Origin of the sequence: Rothia sp. HMSC065G12 (assembly GCF_001811455.1) — a bacterium.
Taxonomy (GTDB): domain Bacteria; phylum Actinomycetota; class Actinomycetes; order Actinomycetales; family Micrococcaceae; genus Rothia; species Rothia dentocariosa.
On sequence record NZ_KV804803.1, the window covers coordinates 4,803 to 31,061 of the forward strand.

Sequence of the window (26,259 nt, forward strand, 5' to 3'; positions counted from 1 at the left end):
TTCAGAAACCATCAAAGATTTGCAGCGCTGGCTCAAAGTGACCCAGGATGGGCTCATGGGCTCGCAGACTATATCTGCACTTCAGGCGCGTTATCACCTCCCTCAGGATGGGGTATTGAGCGAGGAGTCTCCCACCATTAAGAAGCTTCAGTCAGAGCTTATCGCGGTTACCTATGACTAATTCAACATACTGAAAATACATCGGTTACCCGATTTTTCTCCGCAATTTCTATATATGTGAGGAGGATAAAAATGATGAACGAACATTCTGGTATTTCTCGCCGTAAGTTGCTGCGTACCACCGCTATTGGTGTTCCCGCTGCTGGTCTGCTCGCCTTTGGTTCGACCTTGGTAACCGCGACGAGTGCGAATGCGCTTGAGGTTGATGGTTACTGGGGTACGGAGACGACGGAATTTCTCCAAAGTGTCCTTATGCAAGGGGTTCTTGGTCAGTGGTGGTTTCCTGACTATCCTTTTGATGATCCTTGGGGAACTATTTCTTCTCAGCCAATATCACGTGCTGAGGAGAACCCCGGTCTGGCTTCAGGCTGGCAGTGGGTTTCCGATGAACAGGTGAAGGGCTCCGGTACTATCGCTAGGTTGCAGCGTGAAAAGCTGGGCTTCGAGAAAGGCGATGGGATTATTGGTCCTCAAACGATTAGTGCTTTGCAGACCTGGCTTGGGCAAACCGCTGACGGCGTGCTTGACGGACCTTCGCCGACGATCGAGGCTCTGCAAAACTATCTGAACTCTCATGTACCTACGACTTAAAAAATAAGTTATCGCGAAAATGGCGTGACATGTTCTCACCTCGTATGTGGTGATGTGAAGAAGGGATATTATGACTCTCGAAAATCCCGGACTTTCCCGCCGTAAGTTGTTGCGTACTACCGCCATTGGTGTACCCGCTGCAGGTATGCTCGCTTTCGGCTCGACCCTTGTGACCGCAACGAGCGCGAATGCTCTTACAGATGATGGTTACTGGGGCTCCGAAACAACGGTTGAGCTGCAGAAGCGTCTCAACAGCATAGCTGCCGTAAACTCTGCGGTGGAGGGCGGTCTTTCCCTCGACGGGCAGATCGACAGTCAGCCCGCATCCCAGTCAAGTGCTAATCCCGGTTTGACGAGCGGTTGGCAGTGGGTTTCTGACGATGCCGCCTCCGGTTCAGAAACCATCAAAGATTTGCAGCGCTGGCTCGGGACGGATGTTGATGGTTTGATCGGACCCTCTACAATCAGTGCTCTACAGAGCTGGTTGGGTCAAACCGCAGACGGGGTTCTTGACGGTCCCTCACCGGCCATTGTTGCGTTTCAGCGCAAGCTTATTGAAGGTAACTACTCTTAAGGCGTGAGAACCTGCACAGCACACAGTCTGTAACCTGCTCGACAACACGGTAGTGCATAACCGTACCCTGACTAAAAAACGTGTTCAGGTGAGTTACGGTTAAAAACTACCAACCGGTTTACCGGTTTCGCATCATGAGGTGCGGCGTTGGCGCTTATCCTAATGGCGCTGACTCTGCACCTCATGGTGTTTTAACACCGCATAAATAAGGAGGACATATGACTGAACTGGGTACCTCACGCCGCCGATTCCTGCGCGCAGCCGCTGTTGGCATTCCCGCTGCGGGCGCGCTCGCGGTTGGTTCGACTCTGACCGCTCCGGCTGCGAACGCCGCGCAGACTTCGTCAACCCCGTCGAATCAGAACCAGAGCCCCGAAGCTCAAGGCGCGGCCACCAACGCGCAGTATCTCAGCGAGAAGGCGAAGAACTTCCATATTCTGCTTGATATGTACAAACAAGCTGGCGACGCGGTAGACGCAGCCCAGCTGACCCAGGAGGCGCAGCGCATCCGGGGTGCGGCGGACGAATCAAACAGCCCGTTCCCCAGCAGGCCTGTCTCGTGGGCTGGTGTTCAGCTGGAACGGGACAGGATGCAGCTTGCCGCCAAGATCAACTACGCCGCCATGCGTGCCGAACAGTTGGCCGATGAGCGTACCCGCGCTGGCGGGGGAGTGCCGCAAGGTCAGGATGCGGTGCGCCAGGCTGCACAGAGGCGCGTGATTTATCGTGTGCTCAGCAGCGCATCCCGAGACACTGATGCGCTGGTAACCAAGCTCGAAAACCTGGCGAAGGGTCGGTAAAGCAACGCTCATCGTGAGCAGATTCCTGCATAAAAAGGCTCTTTATTCCAATAAAGAGGCGGAAAACCCGCTTTATTGGAATAAAGAGCTTTTTTACGATCCCGGAAAGTACACCCCCAAACATGGCTGGCTCCGGGGAAGAGAGCGAAAGGAACCCCTCCGGGAAGGACGGTAAAGAACCCGGAGGGGTTAGCTTAGGGGGCTTACACCCTACTTCTTAATCGGTTCGCGCGAGATAACAACCTTCACCGCATTATGCTCAGCGGCATTTGCGAACAGGTCGTATGCTTCCTCGAACTGGTCAAAGGTGAAGTAGTGGGTTGCCATCGCCTTTGCGTTCAGGCGGCCCGAACGCACCATATTCAGCAGGTTGCCCACGGTGTTGCAGTTCACCAGACCCATGTTGATGTTCACGTTCGAGATCCACATGGTGTTAATCGGCAGCTCTACCGGCTTGCCGTGCACACCCGCATTCGCAATGTTGCCGTAGGGGCGCACGATCTTGGTGCAGGTCTCGAAGGTCTGCGGCACGCCCACAGCCTCAATCGCCACATCCACGCCCAAACCATCGGGGGAGAGGGCCTTAATCTTCTCGATAAAGTCCGGATCGGCGGCGTTTACCTTATCGGTTGCGCCCAGTTCCAGCGCCTTGTTCATGCGGTTATCGTCCATATCGACGGTAATCACGCGCCCGGCACCGCACAGGTTCGCCGTCATGATCGCGCCCAGACCCACCGGACCGGCACCAATAACCGCAACCGTATCGCCAGGCTTGGCGTTGCCGTTGAGAATACCCATCTCGAAACCGGTCGGAAGCGCATCCGTGAGGAAGAGAACATCTTCGTCGGTCAGTCCCTCGGGAACCATGTGAACCGACGTCTCAGCGTAAGGAATGCGCACATACTCAGCCTGGGTGCCGTCAATCATGTACCCGAAAATCCAGCCGACGCCGCCCACGGTCTGGCAGTGCGAAGGCTTATTGTCCTTACAGTATGAGCACTTGCCGCAGTTCGTGACCGCCGGAATAATGATGCGGTCGCCAACCTTCAAATCGGTGACCGCAGAGCCGACTTCGGTAATCGTGCCGATAGCTTCGTGGCCCAGGATGCGCCCTTCTTCAACCTCGGGAACGTCACCCTTGAGGATGTGCAGGTCGGTGCCGCAGATGGTGGTGGTATCAACGCGAGCAATGACGTCGGTGGGTTCAAGGATGGTGGCTTCTGGAACTTCTTCCCAAGCTCGCTTGCCTGGACCGTGGTAAACAACTGCCTTCATGGTGACTCCTAACTGAGATTTTATGAGGGGCTGTAGCTACAGCATCATTGCTTATAGTCTCAACCTATCAAGGGTTCTTTATAGGTTGTACCTTCATTAAACCGGAAAAATCCGTAACTTCCTAGATGTTGCGCAGATTACATTTAAGGTTATGGTGACTGTAAGAATGGCAGGCTTATGCGCGATGCGCTCTATACCGCGAGCAGGTGGTTTTTGGCCGAGCAGGTAGGAAAATACTACCTGCTCGGCCAAAAACCACCTGCTCGCGTACATGCACGAGGGGGAGCGATACCCGCCTCATAGCTTAGATACTTGCGCTATGACCCACCTTCACGTGGCTGTGGCGGTCGCGCTCCGCGTCGTGATAATCCGACTTGAAGCCCTTGAGTACTACCTCAATATCGTTCTCCTTCGCATAAACATTGGAGAAGTCCTCAATCAGCTCCAGCACATCGCTGGCGATATACGAAGAGTTCTCGGCATTGATCGTGACCTTCGAGCCGGGGCGAATATTCTTCAGCGTCTTCTTAATAGCCGCCTTGTTCAAGAACGACACCTCTTCCGCCAAATCCAGCGTGATTTCGTCGGCCTCCGCAAGCTCCTCACGGCTGAGGTAGTAGGCGCGCTTCATATTGCCCTGCAGCACGAAGAAGATGCTGATTGCCAGACCAATACCTACGCCCTCCAGAAGGTCGAGGCAACCACAGCATCACCGCGCGATACCGGTAAAAGCCCTCATGGGCGGCAGAAAAACACGACGATAAACGCATGGCCACACGCCCCGCAAATGGTAGGGTGGTTGCTAAAAATAGGCTGTATATGGGGGATAGTATGGCGGACAACTACACATACCGGGATATTTCCAGCGGTGAAGCATTCCGCGAGCACCTGGGTTCACTGGGCTGGTCGAAACCACGCAAAAATCAGCCCGTATTCACCCAAGAATACGGTGAAGACCTCATATTTCGGGCCGCTTTTCTCTACGCAACATTCAACCATACGCCGGGGAACTACAGCGGCATCCCGGCGTTTTATGTGATGTCTAAAAAATGGCGTAAAACCCTGCGAAAAATATCGGCACACCTCGATCAGCCTCTTAAATCTGTGCCCTCCCCGCATGACGGCGATATGTACTTTATAAGCGTTGGACACCCCCGCTACCACGAATTTGTAGATCACGAAGCGAGAATGGCTTACCTGAGGCCCGACGGGACACTCAATATAGGAGCATTCACTCGTTTCAGCACCGCCGCTCATCGGTTCATGGAAACCTTTGATCTGGCGGACTATGTGGCGCTCACCGAGCAGGAGCTGCAGCAGCAGCGCCTCGATACCGTGCTGCCGGATGTGCTCGGGTATTTATCCGTAAACACAATGAACGACCTGCGCGATGAACTCTACCGGAACGTGCACGCACATCTTACCGACCGCAGCGCCACGCTCTTCGCGGATCAGCACGTGCTGCGATGCCGATGGGATGTTATCGCAGACTATTTCTCACTGACCTAGTACGACGGTGAGAGCCTTGTGATAGGCGCGGCAAAGCCTAAACCGGCAGGGAATGGACGGTCTCAGGAATGCGTCTGACTCGCTGGCGCATCCAGGTAAACGCCCACACCAGCACGAAAGCGGCGACCATCGTCAGCACAATCGTGCCGCCAGTCGGCAGGTTAAACGCCCACGAGAAGTACAGCCCCGCCGTCGAACACAGCACACCGAAAACCGGTGAGAACAGCATCATGGTACCTAAACGGCGGCATGCGAGCCGCGATGCGCTGGCCGGAACCACAATGAGCGCAAGCACCAGCACATTCCCGAGCGTCTGCAAAGAAATCACCACGGAAATCGTTACGAGCACATACAGCAGAATATCCAGACACAGCACCGGCAAGCCCAGCGCGCGAGCACTCTCACGATCCAGGCTCACCGTCACCAGCTGCCGATGAAACAGCCACAGAAGCAGCAGAATCCCGGCGGACATAGCCGCAGCCTGGGCGATATCGCCGCGTGAAACCCCCACAATCGAACCGAACAGGAAATCCTGAATCGACCCCGAATACCCCGGTGCCAGCGAAATAATCACAATACCCAACGCGAACGAACCGGCAAAGAAAATACCAATCACCGAATCCTCGCGCAGCTTCTGGTTCTGGCTAAAAATAGCCACCAAAACCGCCGTAATAACGCCCGCGATCAAGCCCCCGAACACCAAGTTGCCGCCGATAACGAACGCAACCGCCAAGCCGGGAAACACCGAGTGAGCCACAGCATCGCCAATAAAAACCATGCCGCGCATCATCACATGGCACCCCACCACGCCCGTCACCAAAGAAGCCAAGGTCACTGCGGCGAGGGCGCGCGGCAGAAAAGCTAGGGAAGGATTAAAAAGGTCAAACAGAAAATCGAGGGGGGTAATCATGCCGCTGCCTCCTGCGGGGTTACACGATGATCGGTAGGATGCCCCTGCCGGGTGCCGCTGGTCGAGTTGCCGCCTGCGCCCGGAACACCAATCTCAGGCGATGGGCTTGTGCCCGCGTTTCCGACTTTACCTGTGCTTTCACCCTCGCCCTCAAGTTCGCGCCCGTGCACCCAGGCGTAAAGCTGCTGCGGCGAAAAATCCTCGGTTTTGCCGTCCAAACTCAAGGAACCGCGCACCCCGCACAGCCGCGAACAAGACTTCTGCGCCGCCACAATATCGTGGGTAGACATCAGAATCGTCACGCCCTCGCCCGCCAGCTGCCGGTACAGTTCGGTGAGCGCGGACTGGGTAGGCGCATCCACCCCCGTGAAGGGCTCGTCAAGAAGCAAAAGCACCGGTTCAACCGCGAGAGCACGCGCCAGAAGCACCCGCTGCCGCTGCCCGCCGGAAAGCTCGCCGATGGGACGGTTCTTCAGGGGCATTAAATCCGTGCGTTCCAGGGCGTGAAAAACCTTGACCCAATCCGCAGTTTTAGGGCGACGAAACCAGCCGATCTCGCGGGTTCGCCCGGTCATGACCGCATCCTTGACGGTGATCGGGAAATCCCACTGAAACTGGTGCTTCTGCGGCACATAGCCGATGCGCGCCCGCGCGGTGCGTGCAGTACTGCCCAGCACCCGAATGCTCCCCGAAGCAGGATGCAGCAGCCCCATAATGGCACGTAACAGCGTGGTTTTTCCGGCACCATTCGCCCCGAGAAGGCCCACAAATTCGCCGGGGTTCAGGGTGAGTGAAAAGTCCCGCAGCACCACCCGCCGCCCGTACCCCGCATAGAGGTTCTGGATGCTCAGCGTCGGATTTTCACTCCCCAGCGCGGGGTCGTTTTTGGAGCCTAGCACGGTGGTACCTTTACTCATCCCGCGCGCCCTTTCCGCTCGTCATGATGCGCTCGGCCTGCGCCTGCGCGGTCTTATTGCGGCGCATCATGAAGAGCCCTGCTGCGGCAAGCACCACCACAGCCCCAGCGCCGAGCACCACCGGCAGGACAGGGAACCCACCAGATGAGGCTCCCGGACTATCGGAAGCAGCCGCAGAGTGCGCGCCCTCCGATTCGCCCACCGGTGCCTGATCCGCGGCCTGCTGCGCCAGAGCGTACACCTCGTCCGCAGTCACCGAATCCCCGATGGCGAACTTCATGAAGCGGGTATCGGAAACAACCGAACCATCCGCAAGCTCCGCACGGGCCGTCACCTTCAGCAGATAGGCGCCGGGCTTGGTAAACACCCAATTGGCGTGGGTGTGCGTGTTCTTCTCAACCCATATATCCTGCGGCTCGTGCTTGGACGAATCCCACAAAACCTGCGGCTTCGAGAAGTTCCCATTCTCCAGGTACAGCGTGAACTGCCCCGGTCCCTGAACCTGCTCTAGGGTGAGGGTGACCCCGCGCGGGGTTTTCTGCACAAGCCCCGGATCCTGAGTGGTCCAGCCAGGCCAGACGACCCCCTTCGTCTCGGTCTGCGGAATCACATACACCTGCTCGCCGGGCTGCGCACCCACAAACGAATAACGGTCATCGTCAGGAACCTGGCGACGTGCCGCATCGGAGCCGCGGTACAGCACATCATCCACGCTGCGCCAGATGGGTGTAGCGGCATGATCGTCATGGATCATGAGCTGAAACTTACCGTCTGTAAAACGTGGACCCATATCAACATGCCCGCTCGAAATTTCGGTGCGTCCCGTGCCCACCGGCTGCTCGGGTGAGAGCGTCTGCTGCAGAGCCTTCTGCTCTTTGCTGAGGTTATCGCTTGTGGCTGCCGTGCTTGACGATGCACCCGGTGCGGGCGTGTGATCGGCATATGCCGGATTGGCTATAGAGACTGTGAGACCCACACATAAAGCGAATGAAATAACCTTCTGACTAGTTTTTATTCCAAAAATAGAATATTTCATGTATGTCTTCTTCCTCAACGTTGATGGATGTATATGCATATGTGGCTATGGACGAGAATACGACTTCACCGCCCAACCGCCCGCTGGATAGTATGTGCGTTAGCACGCATCATGTCTGCATAATGGGGTGCCTCATCATCGAGCGAATCGGAATATAAGGTACCCACCTGAACCCCGTTTTCATGGGCGACCTCGCTCAAAACTGGGCTTCGCGTGCGAGTATTCCGATCAAGGAATATAGCCGGTACACGCAAATCCCTGATAGTGCGCTGCAGCCGCTGCCGCTGTTGGATGCTCGGCTCACTGCCCGCCACCGGCGTCACAAATCCCGCCACCGTCAGCCCATAAGTACTTGCCAGATAGCGGTACCCGTCATGGGTGGTAATCAGGTTTTTCGAGGGTTCGGGCAAAGATGCATAGATGCCGCGAATCTCCCAGTCCAGCTCATCGAGCTCGTGCATAACACGCTCGGTATTCGCCGCATACAGGCTGGTTCCGGGTGGGTCAGTCTCGGCGAGAGCATCACGCATGACCTGCGCGGCCGCCTTCATATTTGGTACCGAATGCCATATATGCGGGTCTATCTCGCCGTGCACATGTTTGCCGAGCACCGCCTGCGCCAGCAAATACACCTGCCCCCGATGCTCGCGCGAAGAACCCCTCAAGAACCCGTATTGGCCGCCCGCAGGAACCTCCTGCAGAGTGCGCGAAGGAACCGCAATGATCGTGCGAGCCAGGTCGTGTTCGGTGACTTTCCCGCCGCTATCGGCGCGAATCACAAGCCGCCCCGTATATGCCTGAACGGCTATATCCGCATGTCCAGAGGCTAAAACGGTCGTATTTGCACTCAGACGAGAGGCAGCCTCGGCAGGGTCTTCACCCACCACAACGTGCAGTGTTCCCTGCGCATGCCGCACCCCCTCGGGTGCGTTGCGGGGCGTTGCCAGAACATCAAGTTCGTACACACCGGCATCCGCAAAAGCCCACGAAAGATGCGTATGCGCCTGCAGCGGAAGCTCCAGCGATCCCATATCGCCGGTACGCACCCTCACACCATCCTGCGTGGATTCTTGCGTGCCGCGCGCCTGAGAATCGCACATCATCTCGACCGCGCCGAAGGTCTGCGTAATAAACGCCGCAACCTGCCCGGGACCCTTCACACGGGTAACCGAAAACGCGACTGAAGCATCCGAATCTGAGGGCGACTCAGCGGAATGGCTGGCGGATGCGCCCGAAGGCTCGGTGCCCTCAACGCGCAGCCCCAACCAGATAGAATCCAGCGAGGCATCCTCCACCACGGGTTCAAGCTTGCCGCCGTACTGCTCAATCCTTTCGGCAACCGCAACCTGCGCCGAACCCTGCGGCAGGTTAGAGCTCACCATCGCCGCCATTTTGCGCTGTTCCAGCAGCAGACCGTTGGTGAACGCCAGCTGTGCGTAGGCGACATCGCGCACATCCCGCAGGCTCGGCTCATAGGAATGCGGGTCTGCACCATTAGGAATGAGGGCGTGTACCCGCGCACGCTCGCCGCCAACAGCACGCGCCACATCCGCCAAAATCGGGGTTGTCGCCACCACCTGAAGACGCCCGCCGGCATCAAAACCCGAGGACGTGTTCTGTGCGGTGCAGGCGCTCAATGCCGCGCAGACGGGCAGAAAACCCAGGAAAGCGCGGCGGCTGAGCGGAAGTGCGAGTGAGCGCTTCGGTGTACAAGACTGACGGCGTGAACCTCTAGAGCTCATGGCGGTGCCGACGGCGCACGGTGTATACGATCATGCCTCCCAGCGCGACGGCAAGCACAGAGGTGCTGACCATAAACGGATTAAACCCAGCCCCGGTGTTGGCGAGCTTCCCGGCGGCAGCCGATTGCTGCGCATCCTTAAGCTCCTGGTTGGTGAGGGCGCAGTCCTTGCCCGAGGCGGTCTTGCCGACAATGCGTATCTTCGTGCCGTCCGGCTTCGTCACAATACCGCTGGCCGCATCCACGGCGCCCCGCTGGGATTGCTGTTCGGCAGGTTTATGAGTGGTTGAATTTTCGGCGTTCTCAGGCGCGTTCTTCTCATGGTGCGCGGGCTCGGGGTTTGCCGGATTATCGGCATTGCCCACCGTAAAGTTCAGGGTCGATGTGCTCTCGACGGTCTGCCCGTTCTTCAGATGCACCTGCCAACCGATCGTCACCCGGTAGCGGCCCTCTGCGGTAAACACCCAGTTGCTGTGTTGGTGCGTATTCAGCGGAACCTGAAATGAGCCACCGTGGGAATCGAAGACTTTCTGACCGGCGGATCCGAAGTTGCCCGAAAGGAACACCGACATTGAGCCGGGGCCGTCGAACCCCTTCAAACTCATGGTGACCGGTCCATCGGCCTGTTTGAGAAGTTCGGGATCCTGGGTACTCCACCCCAGCCACGGCACGCCTGCCTGCTGGGTTGCCCCAATCATGTGCACGGTACTTCCCGCGGGGGCAATATCTTCCATGCCCGCCGGGAATTTCAGCTTCGCAGCATCGCCGAGGACGAACTCTAAAGAGCCGGGTGACACATGTTTGGGTGGGCTGAACCGATCGTCTTTCACGGCAGAACTCAGCGTGGAACCGTTCAAGACCGGGCCAACGTCAAAATGCCCCTCTGTAGCGCGATCCGCCGCGGCATGATCCGCAGTTGTTACCATCGGCAGAGTACCGGGAATATTCGCCGGGCTTTGGATGCTTCGTGACTGCACGGAATCCTTGACGACAACCTCGGTCGGAATGCACTTCTCGGATTCGGTTCCGGGATAAGAGCCGCCGCGAGAAACCGAAGACGGCGCGGTATTGCCCGAAGTCCCTGAACCGCCAGAACCCGCACCCCGAACGGTCGGCGCGGTAACTTTCTGGGCATTTGACCCGTTAACCGTGCGGTTAGGTGTGCCGGCATTCTGATCGGCTTGCTGCGGTGCCGGGGCGGGTGCATCGGGCACGGGGGCATCACCCGTTGCAATCTGGGGGTTGGGTGTCGCATCCGCTGAAGATTCAGGCTGAGCCGGGGTGGCTTCCACACTCGACGAATCCTGATGCGCGGGCTCGATCACCTGATGCTGCGTGTGAGAACTACCTGCGCCATGATCTCTCGCTGATGAGCGCTCATTCGGGGCAGCATCCCGATGCGCCTGCTCGCCGCCCTCCTGACGCTGCGGCGGAGCGGCAGCTGATTCGGCGGAGCCCTGCGGGTTTTGTGCCCGATGCCCCTGATCGAAAATATCCTGCGGAACTTCGCCCACCACAACGGTGTAGGTCTCCTCCGCGTGAACCTGCGTGCCGTCCGCGAGCTCGGCGCTCGTGCGGAAAGTGAACCGGTAGGTTCCGGCGGCGGTAAACGCCCACGCAGCATGCACATGAGAACCCGCCTCAAGCTCGTAGGGCGCTAACCGATCCGCCGTGCTAAACATGCGCGATGCCCCGGAGAGATTCTCCTGAAAAACCTCGGCGCGTGCACCTTCGGGAACCTCGCTTTTGACGAGTTCAACCGTGATTTTATTGTTTTTCAGAGCGCCCTGCGGAATGTTTTCGGCACTAAAGCCGGGGTAGAGAAGCCCATCAGTATGCTTCTGCGAGATGTACCAGATGGGGGTGCCTTCGGGGGCAATGAAATCATATCCGGCGGCTACGCGGGTTTGGGACTGATCGTTGGCGGGTAGGTTGAAAACAGTGGTGGAGGGGTTGAAAAGGCCTTCACCATCCTGCGTTTCGGCCTTGGAGTTTAGGGCGAGTTTTCCGTTGTGAAGCTCTGCGTTGAGCAGTTCGGTGTGCACGCCGCGCACGATGTAATTCCCGGTGTAACTGCGCGGTTCTGCCTGTGCTGTACCTGCGCTGTGTTCTTCGTGTGCGAGCGCCGCCGGTGCCGTGTTGAATGCGGGCAGGGCAGGGGAGAGAGCTAATGTGCATCCCAAGGCGGTGGTTCCGATGATGGTAAATGTTTTGTGGCTGCGTTGTTCTCGCGGCGGGGTTTGCGGGGCGGATCTGCGCATAGTTTTCCTCCAACGACGGTGTGGTGTGTGAGTTCACGACGCATCGGTGCGTGTGATTATGAGAATCACTATACATATCTATTTTGATTATGACAATTATTCTCAATTAGTGATAGGCTGTGTATGCAAAATGAGAAAGGTTGTCATGTACACGAAATACACACATCGTCGTGCGCTGAGTGCATCCCTTGCTCGTATTTCCGCAGTAGCTCTGCTGGCTCTTGCTGGCGCATCGCCTATGCTCCCCGCGCATGCGGGACCCGACGACGGGCGCATTATTACTACTCAGGGCCATGTTGATGCCCCGAAAACCTACTGGGAAAACGGCGGTTTCGCACTCAAAAACGAAGCAAACCCCTATAAGACCGGTGCCGATCTCTATGACCTCGATAAGACCGTCAACTGGGTGGGGAAGGGGTGGGATGGCCGCAACGGTGCATCCCAATACACTCTGACCCTCACTGATTCACCCAATCTGCGTTTTCTGGGCGAACCCGGGCAGACCCTCTACATGGCGCCCACCCTAACCTGGGGTAATCACGATCCCATCTGGGCAGGGCTGGGTTCATCCGTCAAAATCCCTACTGAAAACTTCCGCGACGGTATTTATGCGACCGATATTCTCTCGGTCGAAGGTCCCGGCCGCATGGAGCTTTTTCGCTACAACCCCGATGAAGGACCTGCGGATGTAAACCGCATCCTATCAAGCACAAGTACCGGGTGGCACTCCTGGCTGCTCAGCAAAGGAAGCCACACGCATAACACCACAACCTTCACGCGACCCGGGCGTTATGTGGTGACCTATCGCACGGTAGCGCGCGGCACGGACGGATCGATCATTCAGTCCCCGCCGCAAAAACTCGTGTGGCAGGTGGGTGGGCGTAAGCCCATTCTCGGTGACGGAACCCCGAACGCGGTACCGACCATTGACCGCTACAATACTGCACCCGTCGGGAACCTGGACTCCGCCAAATATGTGCTTTCCGTGGCACCCCACAAGCTCGATCCCGACCCCGCGAAGAACAAGGATGCCGACGATAAACTCAGCGACATCACCTTCACCGCAGCCGATAAAAACCTCAGCGGAACGCTCACCCTGTACAACAACGGGTATTTCCTCACCGACCTTGAGGTAAAGAACGGCACCGCCACCTGGAGCGAAATGATGGGCGGCGAATCCTCGCATCTGCAGGCTGTCTTCACCCCAAGCGGGAACGAGGGTGCGCGCTGGATTTCGCATAAGCTCGCCTATGAACCCGGGCACGCCGAGAGCGTATACAGCGACGACGGCACCGGAAACTGGCCCGTTGAAGAGCCCGATGAGCGCAATACCGTGCTTCCTACCGCTCAATACACCCCCGCCAGCGGCGACTACACGGTGCGCACCGTGCCCTCCACGCAGGAAGGGTACCGCACGCTTGAGGTGACCTTCGCCGACCCTAATGTTCGCGGGTTTATCCGGGGCGGGTTCTACGCCCCCAACGACTACGAATACCCCAAATTCGATATAGAAACTACGATCGACAACGGGGTAGCGCGCTTCACCTACCGGGAAGACAGCTACTTTGAGAACAGCGAGCTTATCGTGAAAGTGCTGCCGCATCCCGATATGAATGCCCGCACCTCACAGGTGAAACTCACCCAAAATTATCAGCGCGGCGGCGATTACAGTGCCACGGGAACGCTGGGTGCGGATGCGCCCGCCGCAAACCCCCAGCCGGGCGACTCGCACACCCCGGCGCCCCAGCCAAGCCCCTCCGCTGACCCGAGCGGTCCCGCCCCCAACAATAACGATGCGCCGCCCAGTGCATCCCCCGCCCCGGCGGCTCCCGAGCAGCCGAGCGCAAGCCCGACTCCCTCACGAGATGGGGATGCACAAAACACGCAAAACCCCGCACCGAAGGCGCCCGCCCCCATGCCAACCTGCGAGGCGGGGAAGATCGACGGTCGTTATAAAATCGGCGACGGGCACCTGGACCTTCAAGCACAACTGCGTGATAACCGGCTGGAACTGGGGCTCAAAGACGATAGCGGAATCATCGATGCGGACTCGGTGGTGCGCCCGCTGGATACCGTGGTGTGGACCGTTAGTGATCGTGCCCGCCGCAGCCGCAACGAGCACATGAACTCGCCCAAACTCGACTTTATTGGACCGGTCGGAACCGCGTTTTACGGGCTTCCACAAACCCAGATGCGCGGGCTGCCCTGGCCCGGGTACAGCACCCAGGATGTGGACTACAGCAGGCTCGACGGCGGCGTAACCCTGCACGTTGTGCCCCGCAGCATGCCGAAGGGCGCGCGATTCGGCGTCTTCACCGAATCGCTGACCGGTCCCGAAGTCCTGCTAGATTCGACCAAAAATCAACATAGTATATCGATCGACTACGCAACCCACGCGCACGCCAACTGGGTATTTACCGAGCCTGGACATTACATGTTTGACGTTCAGTACACCGCAAAACTCAAAGACGGTACTGAGATCACAAGTAAAGTCCAGCAGCTTGCTGTCGCCGTCGGGGATGAGGCAAGCAACGCATGCTCCTTTACCGCAGCGCCAGAGCCGGGCAAGGGTACAAACGACGGTTCATCCTCCGGGCAGAAGACCGGGCAAGACTCCTCGGCACGGGTGGGTACCCCTCAGGGCGCCGTGCGCGTTCCCAATGCCCCGGCGGATGCGGCGCATCCGCACAACCCGACCGACTCGCAGGATGCCTCGGCAGCCCCGCAGAACGGTACAGAGGGCATGGACCCGCAAGGTTCTGAGCAAGCGGCGAACCCGGGAACAGCCCAGAGGGCGGGTACCCAGGTTGGTACAACTACAGAGAACGGCACGGTCACCGGATCGTCGGGGAACGGCGTATCGGGTGGCTCAGATTCGGGTGCATCCAGCGTGGTTCAAGGGTCTGCAGGCGGTGCATCTGCGAGCCCGAACGCCCTGGCACATACCGGATTTGCCGTGATTCCCGTGGTAATCGTGGGCGTTGCGCTTCTGGGCACTGGTGCCGTTTTGGTGATCCGTCGTCGGCAAAAGTAGCCGCAGCGTAAAACACCGAACACGCATTACACCTTATGACCTCACCGTTTTTGTGAAAAACGGTGAGGTCATAACCGTTTAAGAGCGTGTTAAGCAGGGGTTTTGGCGGGTAGAGCACTAAGAGCGCCATCCGTTTTATACCCCCTTAAAATCCCCGCTGACCGTGAGCAAAAGGCTGAATCTTGCGGATGCGCCGGTTACACTAGGTATAGCCGTGAGACCTACCCGAGCACTAGAGCGTGAGGAGCAACCGTGGACGATGCAATAACTGGCATGCGCGAAGGAGCGCCGCTAGGATCTGCCTTCACGCTCATACGCGCGGTAGGTTCCGGCACGGTCGGCACCGTCTGGGCGGTCTCACGTAAAGGCTCATGGGCGCTGTATGCTGCTAAATTCCTCAAGCCCGAGTACCACAAAGACAGCGAATTTCTTGAGCGGTTCGTGCGCGAACGCACCGTGCTTTCGCAGCTGCACCACCAGTACATCGTGCCGATCGAAGACATGGTGGTCGAGGGCGACAACCTGGCGATCGTCATGGAATACCAGCATGGTGGAAGCGTGCGCGAGTTTTTGCAGAAGCAGAAGAATCTGCTGCCTGGCGAGGCCTTCGGCATTGTTGAGCGCGTGCTTTTGGCGCTGGAATACGCGCATCGTTCCGGGGTTCTGCACCTAGATATTAAGCCCGATAACGTGCTTTTATCGGGGCATTACGGTGATGCTCTCGTAGAGCAGGTGCGGGTTGCCGACTTCGGTATCGCCACGCTCATGGGGCAGACGGAGAGCCAGGGTTTTTACGGTACACCCGCCTATATGTCGCCCGAGCGTAAAGCCTATGGAAGCTCGGATTCCTCAGCCGATATTTATTCCGCCGGTGTTATGCTTCACGAGCTTCTGGTCGGCGCCGTTCCGCTGGTGGATGCGGATTCTGCCGTTCAGATCAGCGATCACCTTCCCGAGGATGTGCGCACCGTCCTTGAGAATCTTATGAGCCTATCGCCCAAGAACCGCCCGCAGGCCGCGCAGGCTGTGGCGCAGGTTCGGGCTCTGCGCAAGAAATACCAGGATGCTGACCGGTTCGAGTATGAGGAACGTGCCTCAGAAAACCAGAGTACCGGTGGTCGTCAGCGCACGGTTATTCGCGGCGGCGAGCAGGCACCCGCTCAAGCCGCGCAGGATAACTACAGCACCCAGGTGCCCGAACTGGGTGAAGCCTCGCATCAGACGATTATCCGCCCGGTGACCGAGGCGCCTGTTGTCGAAGAGGAAGAAATCGACGAAGAATTTGAGAATGAGCAGCCGAGAACGGTTGCCTCACAGCTCAAACGCCCGCTCGTGTGGGGGTCGATATTAGGTATTTTGGCGCTTATCTGCGCGTGCGTTTTCGTCTTTATCAATAGTTCCGGTGAGAAGAAGCAAGAGGGTCCAAAAGAGCATTGGACCGCATCTTCAGGCACGAATTCGCCCCTGCCGAGTGGCTTAGGCACCCGCCTGGAGGCCGACTATGACCCGTCTTCTCATACGGCGACCGTGAAATTTGAGTACTCGACGCAAAAATCCGGGCTGCACGGCGATATTCTGCAGGTTGTTCCCGGACTGAGCACCGATTCCTGCCCGCAAACCACATGGAACCAGGCGAGTGAGGCCGAGGAGATCCGCAAAAATCAGGCCGCCATTACCGGGCTGGATACGAAATGCGCCTGGAACGTGAGTAACCTTAAGATTCCAGCGAACTCAGCCGTAACCATGAGCGCCAAGGTCGATATCGATATTCCCGATCAGAAGAGCCTCGAAAAATGGCTGGGCGAGATCACCAAGAAAACCCAGACCGCCATTAGCGACCCGGACGTGAAATCGGCTTCGTACCCCATTCAGCGCATCCAGAAGATTGAGGTGCAGGTGCCCAACCGCGTGGTTAACCAATCGGCGGTACCGGTTACCCTGCTGCCGGTGTGGCCCAGCGGCAAGGATGACCTGAACCCGCTCATGAAGCTGCCGCAGACCGGCACCCCCTCCCAGGCCATTACCTCGCTGGCGCCGGACACGGGCGATATCGCCTTCACAGACGGATGCTCCGGTCACCTATCGATTTCAGCGGATCAGAAAAATGTGACGGCCCTATCGGTTGCTCCCCAGTGCAAGCTCAACGTTCAGGTGGGTAACTTCACAAATCTGCAGAGTAACGCTTTCAGTATTACATCACGGTAATTGAACATCTGTTGATCGTGCGACAGAGCGTTAAGATTGGCATATTTCCCGCACATTCTACTCATGGCGCGGTAGAATACCTTTAAGTTGCCTCGAACGGTTTACTCAACGCCACACACATACGATGCAACATTACTGTCCATAAAATCAGCCACCTTCCGGAGTGCCATATGTCTACACGCTTCGACGCGTCAGAATCACGGCTGACGTGGAAGAGCCGCTGTGTGCGGGTGCCTTTAACCATCGGGGTCATTGGCAGTTTGCTCCTTGCGGCATGCTCCTCGTCAGACCAGCAGAATAGTGATCCTACCTCGCCCGGGCAGACGACCCAGCAGAGCGAACAGCAGGTGCAAAACCCCACGCACGTGCTGCAGAACGTGAATCTTAAACTTGCGAGCAACGGTAACGTTTCTGCTATTGACACCAACAATATCTATGTCAATGAACAAGAGCACAAGAGCTCCAGCAAAACCATCAACTTCAAGGTCAAGGACGTTATTAACGACGTCCCGGTGCGCGTCAGCACCCAGTACCAGAGCTCCAAGGGCACCGGTACAAACCTGAAAGACCTGAACGGGTACTCCGGTGAGCTGACTATTAAGGTCACCGTCGAAAACCTTACGCTCAAGTCCCAAGAGGTAAGCTACGATGCGGGCGGCACCAAGCGTACCAACCAGGCGCTCGTCGGTGTTCCATTTACGGTTGCGGGGTCGGTTTCGCTCGATAACGTGAAATCCAACCAGATCATTACCTCCGGCGATAAGACGGACGACAGCGCAACCAACGGCGTGATCAGCACGACCGGGGACGGCAAGGCGAACGTGCAGTGGGGTGCGATCCTGGCGCCTCCGACCTCCGGGGCGAGCACATCGTTCACGCTGAAGGTGAATGCGCAGGACTTCAAGGCACCCGATTTCGATATTGCGGTTCAGCCGGGGTTCGCCTCTGACCTTTCGGGTGAGAGCGTGCTCAACAACAGTTTCAATAAGAACGACGCTAACCAGGTTGCGATGCTGCAGCGCACTATCGACTTGGTGAACAATGTCGATTCGACGATTACCAGCGCCAGCTCGCAGGTGAACGAACTGCGCTCCAGCCTGGACAACACCTCGGACACCCTGGGTCAGGATGCCGCGAAAAACCTGCAGGCTAACAGCGAGAGCCTGACCAAGCGTATGGCGGAGCTTGACGGGCAAATTCAGTCCCTCAAGGATGACCTTGCCAAGACTGCCGACGGTAACAAGAACCAGCTCATCAGCCAGCTGGAAAGCACCGTGAACACGATGGATACCCTGCTGGGTGATACCTCGCAGGTTCCGAATGTCTCGGTTTCGCATCAAAACGGGTCATGCACCGTCGATCGCGGTGCAGCCGGAGGCGGATCGAGCGTATACGGCAACCTCGTGCAGCTTTCCCAGATTCTCAACAACTATGCCGATGCCAGTGGCGACTGCCAGCATGCCCTCACGGACTCTCTGCGCCAGACCATCGGGCCGGATAACCCCAGCCCTGAGGTCTGCCGTGATGGTTCTTCGGTCACCTGCTCCCTGTACGGTGCTTCGGTCACCTCGCAGGCAAGCCTGATTGGCCTCGTCGCTAATGGTGAGAAGCTTGTGAACGAGCTGCAGCCTGAGTACCTCAAGGGTGCCAACAAGAACTACCGTGCCCTGCGCGGCGAGGTAGACAACCTGACGAAGTACCTGCAGAGCGATGAAGGCAAGAAAGCCATTCGAGACCACCAGCAGAACGGTGACGTCACGGAATCGCTCAAGTCTAGCCGCCGGTCGGTAGATGAGCTCAAGAAAACCTCGGATGAGCTCACCAAGGCGCTCAACAGCCTGCACAGCAAGGCCGTGGCGGCGCGCAACGACGTGAGCGGAAACTCGAACTCTATAGACCAGCAGAACGAAGATATCGCTAACGAACTCTGCAAGCTCTCGGTAGAAAACGGCGGCAAGCTCTCGCAAGAGGAAGTAGACCGCCTGCGCTCCTACCTGACTTCTACGCCTTGCGGTGAGACCCCGAGAACCCCGCAGCGCGATCAGAATAACCAGAACCAAGGCGATCAGAACACCCCGAACAATAACCAAAACGGGAACAACGGTAACCAGAACGACCAGAACCAGGGTCATCAGGATAATAACCAGAACACCCCCAATAACAACCAGAATGGTCAGAACGATCAGAATGGCCAGGGCGGTGCGCAGGTAACCCCGCAGAACGACCCGACTGAGAATGGTCAGAACGGTCAAAACGATCAAAACGGTCAGAACCAGAACACCCCGAACAATAACCAAAACGGGAACAACGCTAACCAGGGCGGCACCCCCGTAGTCCCGGCAGCGCATCGATTTGCTGCCGACAAGCTCCAGGCACCCGAAGGTTACGGGCAGGCTATGGACGAGCGCCTGAACAACCAGGCACGCGCTTGGGACGAGGTTATCAAGGAAACCGATCTGCAGAACCCGACCACCCCTCTGGCGCAGAACGCCAAGGGATTCTCCGACCAGGTGAACTCCCTGGACTCCGCGCTCAGCTCGGTTGAGAAGGCATATGCGGGCGAAGGTGACGACCAGAACCGTGATCGTGATGATCGCCAGAACGACCCGAACTCCCTGGATGAAAAGCTCAAGTCGCTGACTAGCGCATCCGATGAATTGGGTAAGAACCTGGATGAACTTTCCAGCCAGCACTCCGAACTTTCGGAAGCCCTCAAGAATGCGTTCAAGGACTCTGCTGACGAAACCAGCAAGAACATCAACAACCTGATTTCGCAGGAGATCCGCCAGGTATCGGCTCAGGGTTCGGCAGGTGCCGATTCCATTCAGAATTCCTTCACCAGCTCGATCTACGGTCTGGCGGAAGCCTCGAACGTAATCGTGCGCGATGCCGGTAACTCTCTGGAGGCGCAGCGCCGTGACATTGCCGGTAAGGTTGAGAACCTCAAGGCATCCCTGGATGGGGTCACCCAGAGCTCCCTGGAGCAGCTGGATGCGCGCACCGGAAACGCCAGCCGCGACCTGGCGGGTGCATCCGTGCTTCTTGCCGACGACCTCAACAAGGTTATCCTTGACCTGGGCGATAGCCGAGTCGATGGTTCGGGTCTGCTGGGCGCGTTGAAGACGAACGCCGCGAAAGCTGGTGCCGCCGACTTCCAGCTGGCGCTTGCCTCACAGAACGCGCAGGGTTACACCAGCGTTCGTGCCGAGGATATTGCGGCCGTGCAGCTGCGGCAGGCACAGTTCAAGGCGTCCTTGGAGAAGCTCAAGTCCCTGCCCTCCTTCCACCTGCCTGACGATGGTAAGGCCGAAGTGAAGGTGGTTTACACCTTCCACATTGGGGACATGTAGCGTGACCCCAGAGCCTCAGCTTGAGGAAGAACAAACCTCCCGAAGGGTACCCCTGACCATCATTGGCTGGGGTGCCCTTCTGGGGGTCTTGTTGTTGGTTATTGTGGTGGCAGCTCATCTGCTGCGACCGGATATTCGGCCCCTGCGCGCACCCGGCGATACCGAGGCGATAGCCCCCGTTGTTCCGCAGGAAATTACGCTGCCGAACAACAATAATCGCGACGCCAAGATCGGGATTATTATGACCTACGGCGAGGATGCGGAAGGCTCCGAATGGGTGCTCCCTGCCCAGGGTGCTGCGGTGGCCGCGCATCGTCTGGATCTTGGTAAAACCCCCGTTCAGCTGACGGTCGCTAACGATAAGGGAACCCCTGACGGGGCTCGTGATGCCGTCGAAAAACTCAAATCTGAGGGCGTTCAGGGGATTATTATTTCTTCCTCGGGTGAGCATATTAAGGGTGCGACGAACGCGGCACGTGAGAGCAGCATCCCGGTGATTGAGGTCTACGACAGCGTAGATACCGGGCGCGGAGTCTGGAGCCTGGCCCCCACCCCCGAGCAGCTTTCGCAGGCGTATATGCAGGCTTCGCAGCCGAGTACCCAGAGTATTGTGATAGCGCCCAAGGATACTGAGGTGAAGATTCCGCAGGTTGCCGCCAAACATGCGTACGACCGCGATACCGATGTGCGTGAGCTGGCGCAAGACGTCAAGAAAGAGTCCCAGAGCTACGGGGCTTCGGCGAATATCTTCGTTTCGGGCTCGGCAATTCGCCAGGCCAAAATCGTCAAAGAGCTGCAATACGCCGGGGTGACGGCTCAGATTCTTTTGAGCCCGCAAGCCGTATCGCCCATTTTCGCGCGAACCCTTGTGGCTGAGGGTGGCACGGTCTCGGCAAACCTGACGACCGTCGGGTACAACATGTCAGACTCTTTGGCTTTGCAGTCCGATGACCCCGGGCGGGGGCTCGCCGCCTTCCTCGAAGCGGTGCGTGTTATGGGTCAGGATTCATCCTACATGACCCTGCAGGATGACCAAGCCTTCAAATCTGCCGCCCCCTATGCGGATGCGCGCTCCCACAACGCGGTGCTGGCGTTCGCCTATGCGATCGATAAGGTGCACGAACGCAAGCCGGAGGCTGTCACTCGCGTGCTGGAAAGCATGAGGCTCGATGCTGCTCAGGCGATTGCGGGCGACGCACTCGATTTCACTCATGAAAACCCAACGACTGCGCCCGTGCAGACACTCCACGCCACGGAGCAGAGTCTGGGGCTGCGGCCCGAGCCGAGCAACGATCAGGAACCGCGCATCGTCTGGTTTGCAGAGCGTGGAACTCGAACGGAAACCTACAATGAATAGCAATTGACTAGTATATATTCCAAATAAAGAATATAAGATGCCGTCTTGTACAGGGCTGTGAGATCGTCAAAGGAACAGTATGCGAATCCAAATATCCCTCGAATCTTTTCAGAAAAGTATCGAACTCGATTCGTGGCAGGAGAACACCACGCTGCGGCAGATCGTCTACACGGCGGGCGGCCCAGAGATAGCCGCTGACGACCCGCTCTATGTAGACTCCCAGCCTGTCACCGGTGACACCACGATGGATACCGTCGTGCTGCTCGAAGGCAGCACCATCGGATACGCCCCCACGCCGGTTGCCGAACCCATTCACGGATGGTCCATCACCGTCGCGGGTGGGTTGCATGCGGGGCGCATCCTGCCCCTGCCAAGCGGTCGCGCCCTCGTGGCGGGGCGTTCACCCCAAGCCGATGTAGTGCTGGAAACCGAGAGTGCATCCTGGGAACACTTCACCGCCACCCAGACCGACAACGGGGTACTCATCAAAGACTCGGGATCCACCAACGGAACCTATGTGAACGGCGCAAAACTGGGCGAAGATGGGGTAGAAGTAGACGACGAAGCCGTCATCTACGCCGGGGGAGTGGCACTGCTTGTGCGCCCGCAGCTCACCGAAACCCTGGCACCGCGCGCAGGGTCGCTTCCCAACCTGACCCCCAGCCGCACGGCACCCTTCAACCGTCCGCCGCGCGCGGCTCTTATGCCCGAATCAGATACCGTCAAAATACCGAAGCGGAAGAACGTTAATAAGCCCAGCCGATTTAACATTGCTACGGTAATCGCACCGTTGATTTTTGCCGGTGCGATGGTTGCTATTATGCGTGAGCCTCGGTACGGGCTTTTTGCCCTGTTGAGTCCGGTTGCGGCTTTTGTAATGTGGATAGAGCAGAAATGGCGTTTTAAACGCGATAAGCGAGAGGAAGAAAACCGGTTCGAGAAAGAGATTGACGAAACCAAACAAAAATTTCAAGATATCTATAATTATGAACGTCTGCGTCTGCAGGAACTCGCCCCTGACCCCGCCAGCGTAGCCCGGCGCATCAAGCTTCCCAGTGTAGAAGTATGGCAGCGGCGCTTTACTGCGGCCGATTTTATGACCTTGCATGTGGGGTACGGGAACTACGCCTGGATTCCCAAAAACGACCTTTCGACAACGCAAGAACCCGAAAAAGAAGTAAAAGACCTTCTCGATTCTTCTCAATTACGGGGTGTCCCAATGATTGCCGACCTCACTGACGCCGGTGTTATCGGTATCGTGGGGGATAGGGAAGGGGCCCTCGCCCTAGCGCGCAGCCTCGTGATGCAGGCCGTGACCCACTGCGGACCCGCAGACCTCACCCTAGGCGTCTTTTTCGACCGTGGAAAAGAAGATGAGTGGTCGTGGACCTCGTGGCTGCCGCATACTCGACAGAGTGGATCTTCCACGGGTGGCCGATGGATTTCGCAGGATTACGAGCAATCCACAGCTATGCTCAAGAATCTGCAGCAGAGCATCGACGGACTGCTCAGCCCCGGACTCATGCTCGTTATTGATTCCGAAACTTTGACTGAAGGGCGCGATGCACCTGCTCGTAAACTCCTCGGGTTTGGGCGCGGCATTAACGCACGTGAAATGGCTCGACGAGACAAGCCGGTCCATAAAGTTACTGGTATCGTAATCGCCTACTCTGAAGAGCAGCTTCCCGCCTCCTGTACCGTAGTTGTTACAGTGGACGAAGACGCCGCCGCAACTTTCTACGAACCCGAGAAACGCCGTACCGTCAACGACGTTATTATCGGCGGCATCGACCTTGACTACGTCACAAAACTGGCGCGGATGCTTGCGGAATTCGACGACCCTGAGCTCATCATCCCCGGTGCGGGTCTGCCCGGGCTGGTGCGCCTGCCCGAACTCACCGGCATCGGCACGCCACCCACCGCCCAAAAGATTATCAGCACCTGGCAGAAATCCACCGGATACAGCACCGAAATCGGCGTTGGCGACCAAGGTGTGTACACCCTCGACCTCGTCAAAGACGGTCCGCACGGTCTTGTCGGCGGTACCACGGGTTCGGGTAAGAGTGAATTCCTGCGATCCCTCGTCGCCGGTCTGGCGGCCCATAACGACCCCACGCGCCTCAACTTCATTCTGATCGACTTCAAGGGCGGCGCGGCGTTCAAAGCCTGTGAACGGCTGCCGCACACCATCGGCACCATCAGTAACCTCGACGAACAGCTCGCAAACCGTGCGCTGATCAGCCTCGAAGCTGAAATGGAAAGGCGACAGCGGCTCTTCGCTGCCGCCGGGGAGGGCGTGGACAACATCATCGAATACCACGCCACCAACCCGCCAGAACATATGCCGCGCCTGCTGTTGGTGATTGACGAGTTCGCCATGCTCGCCAAGGACTTCCCGGATGTGCTGACCTCGCTCGTGAGCATCGGTGCCGTGGGTCGTACCCTCGGCGTGCACATGATCCTGGCAACCCAGCGACCCGCTGGCGTGGTGAACAACGACATCCTGGCGAACACCAACCTGCGTGTTGCGCTGCGCGTGCAGTCCAAAGACGACTCCTCCAACGTGATTGAGGTGCCGGACGCCGCATCCATCGAGCGCTCCCAGATGGGCCGCGCCTACATCAAACTGGGGCAAACCGACATCACCCCCATTCAGACCGCGCTGGTAACCGGGTACAGCGGCGTTGTCGAACGAGACCCTATTGAAATGCGCTCTACCAATATCTTTGGCATTCCGTCGGCACCGCGTGCACTGCCGAAACCGAAGAAGACCGATGCGAATGACCTCGACAACCTGATCGACGCCATCGTCGAAGCCAACCACGAGCAGCGCTATGCCCCGCCGCGCAAAGTCTGGCCCGAAGCCCTCGGCGATAACCTGCCGCTGAACGGATTCGAGAAGCCCCTTTACGGGATTGACGAACCCGCACCCGCAGATGGTGACACTCCGATTGTAGGTACCGTTCAGGGCAGTACCGTCTTCTTCGGTCTCGCCGATATACCCGAAGACCAGGTTCAGGTACCCGCCGGTTGGGATACCAACGTCAGCAATATGTTCCTCGTCGGAACTCCCGGTAGCGGCACTAGCACCGGGCTTGCCTCCATGGCGCTTACCCTCTGCCTGAACACACCTCCTGATCAGTTCGATATGCTCGTTCTTGACTTGGGACCGGGCTCTTTAGCCCCCTTGAAAAACCTGCCGCATGTGAGCGCCTATGTAGGTCCCGGTGAAGGTGCCAAGGAACGTCAGACCAGGTTCTTACGGCATCTTATGGTTGAGCTGGAACGCCGCCGCTCCAATCCGACTAATACGCGTAAACTCATTATCCTTATTGACGGCTACGGCACCCTGCGCGACGAATTCATGGAGTACACCGGAACCGACTACCTGGGAGCTTTCCACCGCGTATATTCCGAAGGGCCTGCCTTAGGAATGCACTTCATGATGGCGACAAGTCGTTTGAAGGGAATTCCTGCCGTTGTCAGCGACGTAACCCAGCAGCGCTGGCTTTTCCACCTCTCCGATTCCTACGACTACACTACTTACAGGATTCGAGGAACCGACATCCCAGCCGCTGTGCCCGGACGTTGCGTCGATAGTGATACCATCCGACAAATTCAGGTAGCAATACCGCAGATGAGCCTTGACGACGCCGTTCAGCAAGTCGTGCAGCGTTGGGGTACGATCGATAAGCCCGATGTTATTGGGCAGCTGCCTTCCCTGGTGCATCGTTCCCAGCTAGGTGTAGAGCCCGTGATTGGCGGAGAAAACTGGATTATTCCGGTGGGTATTGCCGAGCATAACCTCAAACCAATAGCATTCGAGCTTTATGAAGGGGAAAGTGCGCTCATTGGCGGCTCACCGCGTTCCGGTAAATCGACCCTGCTCCAGGCTATCGCTGACTCCGTCATGAAACAGCGCGACCGCGGAGAAACGAACGCTCAAGTGTGGGTTATGTGCAGCAGGCGCTCGCCGCTGGCGCATCGTGATTTTGATCGGAAGGCTACGACTCCACAGGATATTAACTCCCTTGCAGCAGAGCTGGAAATTACCGAGGAACCAGTGCTTTTGTTGATTGACGATGCGGAACGTATTGATGATGCTGACCAGGGAATTGCTAATCTTCTTAAAGCGGAGTCCCCATTTGTCCGTGTCATTGCCTCGGGTAAGCCGGGTGAGTTGCGCACCATGTATTCGCACTGGACGAAGGCGGTGCGTAAGTCGCGTACCGGTGTGCTTCTGCAGCCGCATATTGACTACGACGGCGATATGTTCTCAATGACGCTACCGCGCCGTGCACCGGTAACTCTAACAACGGGTCGCGGCTATGTGGTGTTGGGCGGTTCTGCGGTTTTGGCTCAGACCATGTGCCCCGACGACCTTGAGGTTCGGCCGAAAATGGCATCGTAGAGCATTTTCTCAGAAAAGATCCCTCACGATATGTGTTACCGTGAGGGATCTTTTCTGTATCGGTCAGCATGTGCCTAGTTGAGTTTTGGTTCTATGTTTCCTGTGGCC

At 57.7% G+C, this 26,259-nt stretch carries 16 protein-coding genes and 1 pseudogene; 10 read left to right on the forward strand and 7 right to left on the reverse strand.

Going from position 1 to position 26,259, the window contains the following annotated elements; genetic code table 11:
* The 4 genes and pseudogenes from HMPREF2804_RS02175 to HMPREF2804_RS02190 form a co-directional block, all read left to right on the forward strand.
* Positions 1-181: pseudogene (locus HMPREF2804_RS02175) on the forward strand (peptidoglycan-binding protein); the annotation flags it as partial.
* Between the two features lie 71 nt (positions 182-252).
* On the forward strand, positions 253-771 hold the full coding sequence (locus HMPREF2804_RS02180; RefSeq protein WP_070627075.1) for a muramidase: 519 nt from the start codon (positions 253-255) through the stop codon (positions 769-771).
* Positions 772-841: 70 nt separating this feature from the next.
* Positions 842-1,345 (forward strand): lysozyme family protein, encoded by a 504-nt coding sequence (locus HMPREF2804_RS02185; RefSeq protein ID WP_004006355.1) that lies wholly within the window; start codon positions 842-844, stop codon positions 1,343-1,345.
* A 218-nt stretch (positions 1,346-1,563) separates the two neighbouring features.
* Complete coding sequence (locus tag HMPREF2804_RS02190) at positions 1,564-2,145, forward strand: hypothetical protein (protein ID WP_070627077.1); 582 nt, start codon at positions 1,564-1,566, stop codon at positions 2,143-2,145.
* A 210-nt stretch (positions 2,146-2,355) separates the two neighbouring features.
* Here HMPREF2804_RS02190 and HMPREF2804_RS02195 read toward each other — a convergent pair whose 3' ends face one another.
* A complete protein-coding gene (locus HMPREF2804_RS02195) occupies positions 2,356-3,420 on the reverse strand; it encodes an alcohol dehydrogenase catalytic domain-containing protein (protein ID WP_070627079.1) in 1,065 nt (354 codons plus the stop codon).
* Between the two features lie 304 nt (positions 3,421-3,724).
* Complete coding sequence (locus HMPREF2804_RS02200) at positions 3,725-4,066, reverse strand: hypothetical protein (protein WP_070627081.1); 342 nt, start codon at positions 4,064-4,066, stop codon at positions 3,725-3,727.
* A 185-nt stretch (positions 4,067-4,251) separates the two neighbouring features.
* Between HMPREF2804_RS02200 and HMPREF2804_RS02205 the strand changes: the two genes are divergently transcribed.
* A complete protein-coding gene (locus HMPREF2804_RS02205; protein WP_098042773.1) occupies positions 4,252-4,929 on the forward strand; it encodes a hypothetical protein in 678 nt (225 codons plus the stop codon).
* A gap of 37 nt (positions 4,930-4,966) precedes the next feature.
* Here HMPREF2804_RS02205 and HMPREF2804_RS02210 read toward each other — a convergent pair whose 3' ends face one another.
* The 5 genes from HMPREF2804_RS02210 to HMPREF2804_RS02230 form a co-directional block, all read right to left on the reverse strand.
* On the reverse strand, positions 4,967-5,839 hold the full coding sequence (locus HMPREF2804_RS02210; protein WP_070627085.1) for an anchored repeat-type ABC transporter permease subunit: 873 nt from the start codon (positions 5,837-5,839) through the stop codon (positions 4,967-4,969).
* The gene (locus HMPREF2804_RS02215) at positions 5,836-6,756 is read right to left on the reverse strand and encodes an anchored repeat-type ABC transporter ATP-binding subunit (RefSeq protein WP_070627087.1); all 921 of its coding nucleotides are present in this window, start codon (positions 6,754-6,756) and stop codon (positions 5,836-5,838) included. Before HMPREF2804_RS02215 ends, HMPREF2804_RS02210 begins: the two co-directional genes overlap by 4 nt.
* A complete protein-coding gene (locus HMPREF2804_RS02220) occupies positions 6,749-7,792 on the reverse strand; it encodes a choice-of-anchor M domain-containing protein (protein ID WP_083308326.1) in 1,044 nt (347 codons plus the stop codon). The genes HMPREF2804_RS02215 and HMPREF2804_RS02220 overlap by 8 nt, the downstream gene beginning before the upstream one ends.
* 65 nt (positions 7,793-7,857) lie before the next feature.
* Positions 7,858-9,534: an anchored repeat ABC transporter, substrate-binding protein gene (locus HMPREF2804_RS02225; RefSeq protein ID WP_070627089.1), complete on the reverse strand. Its 1,677-nt coding sequence runs from the start codon at positions 9,532-9,534 to the stop codon at positions 7,858-7,860.
* Positions 9,524-11,794, reverse strand: coding sequence for a TIGR03773 family transporter-associated surface protein (locus HMPREF2804_RS02230; protein WP_070627091.1), 2,271 nt, complete (start codon positions 11,792-11,794; stop codon positions 9,524-9,526). Before HMPREF2804_RS02230 ends, HMPREF2804_RS02225 begins: the two co-directional genes overlap by 11 nt.
* 145 nt (positions 11,795-11,939) lie before the next feature.
* On the opposite strand from HMPREF2804_RS02230, the gene HMPREF2804_RS02235 reads away from it, so the two are divergent.
* The 5 genes from HMPREF2804_RS02235 (at position 11,940) to HMPREF2804_RS02255 (ending at position 26,151) form a co-directional block, all read left to right on the forward strand.
* Positions 11,940-14,828 (forward strand): choice-of-anchor M domain-containing protein, encoded by a 2,889-nt coding sequence (locus HMPREF2804_RS02235; RefSeq protein ID WP_246824098.1) that lies wholly within the window; start codon positions 11,940-11,942, stop codon positions 14,826-14,828.
* 252 nt (positions 14,829-15,080) lie between these two features.
* On the forward strand, positions 15,081-17,033 hold the full coding sequence (locus HMPREF2804_RS02240; RefSeq protein ID WP_239653093.1) for a serine/threonine-protein kinase: 1,953 nt from the start codon (positions 15,081-15,083) through the stop codon (positions 17,031-17,033).
* Positions 17,034-17,203: 170 nt separating this feature from the next.
* Positions 17,204-20,383, forward strand: a complete 3,180-nt coding sequence (locus HMPREF2804_RS02245) for a 1,4-beta-xylanase (RefSeq protein WP_070627092.1) — start codon at positions 17,204-17,206, stop codon at positions 20,381-20,383.
* 1 nt (position 20,384) lies between these two features.
* Positions 20,385-21,740: an ABC transporter substrate-binding protein gene (locus HMPREF2804_RS02250; RefSeq protein ID WP_070449255.1), complete on the forward strand. Its 1,356-nt coding sequence runs from the start codon at positions 20,385-20,387 to the stop codon at positions 21,738-21,740.
* Between the two features lie 79 nt (positions 21,741-21,819).
* Positions 21,820-26,151 (forward strand): FtsK/SpoIIIE domain-containing protein, encoded by a 4,332-nt coding sequence (locus HMPREF2804_RS02255; protein WP_070627094.1) that lies wholly within the window; start codon positions 21,820-21,822, stop codon positions 26,149-26,151.
* The last annotated feature ends 108 nt before the right edge of the window (positions 26,152-26,259 follow it).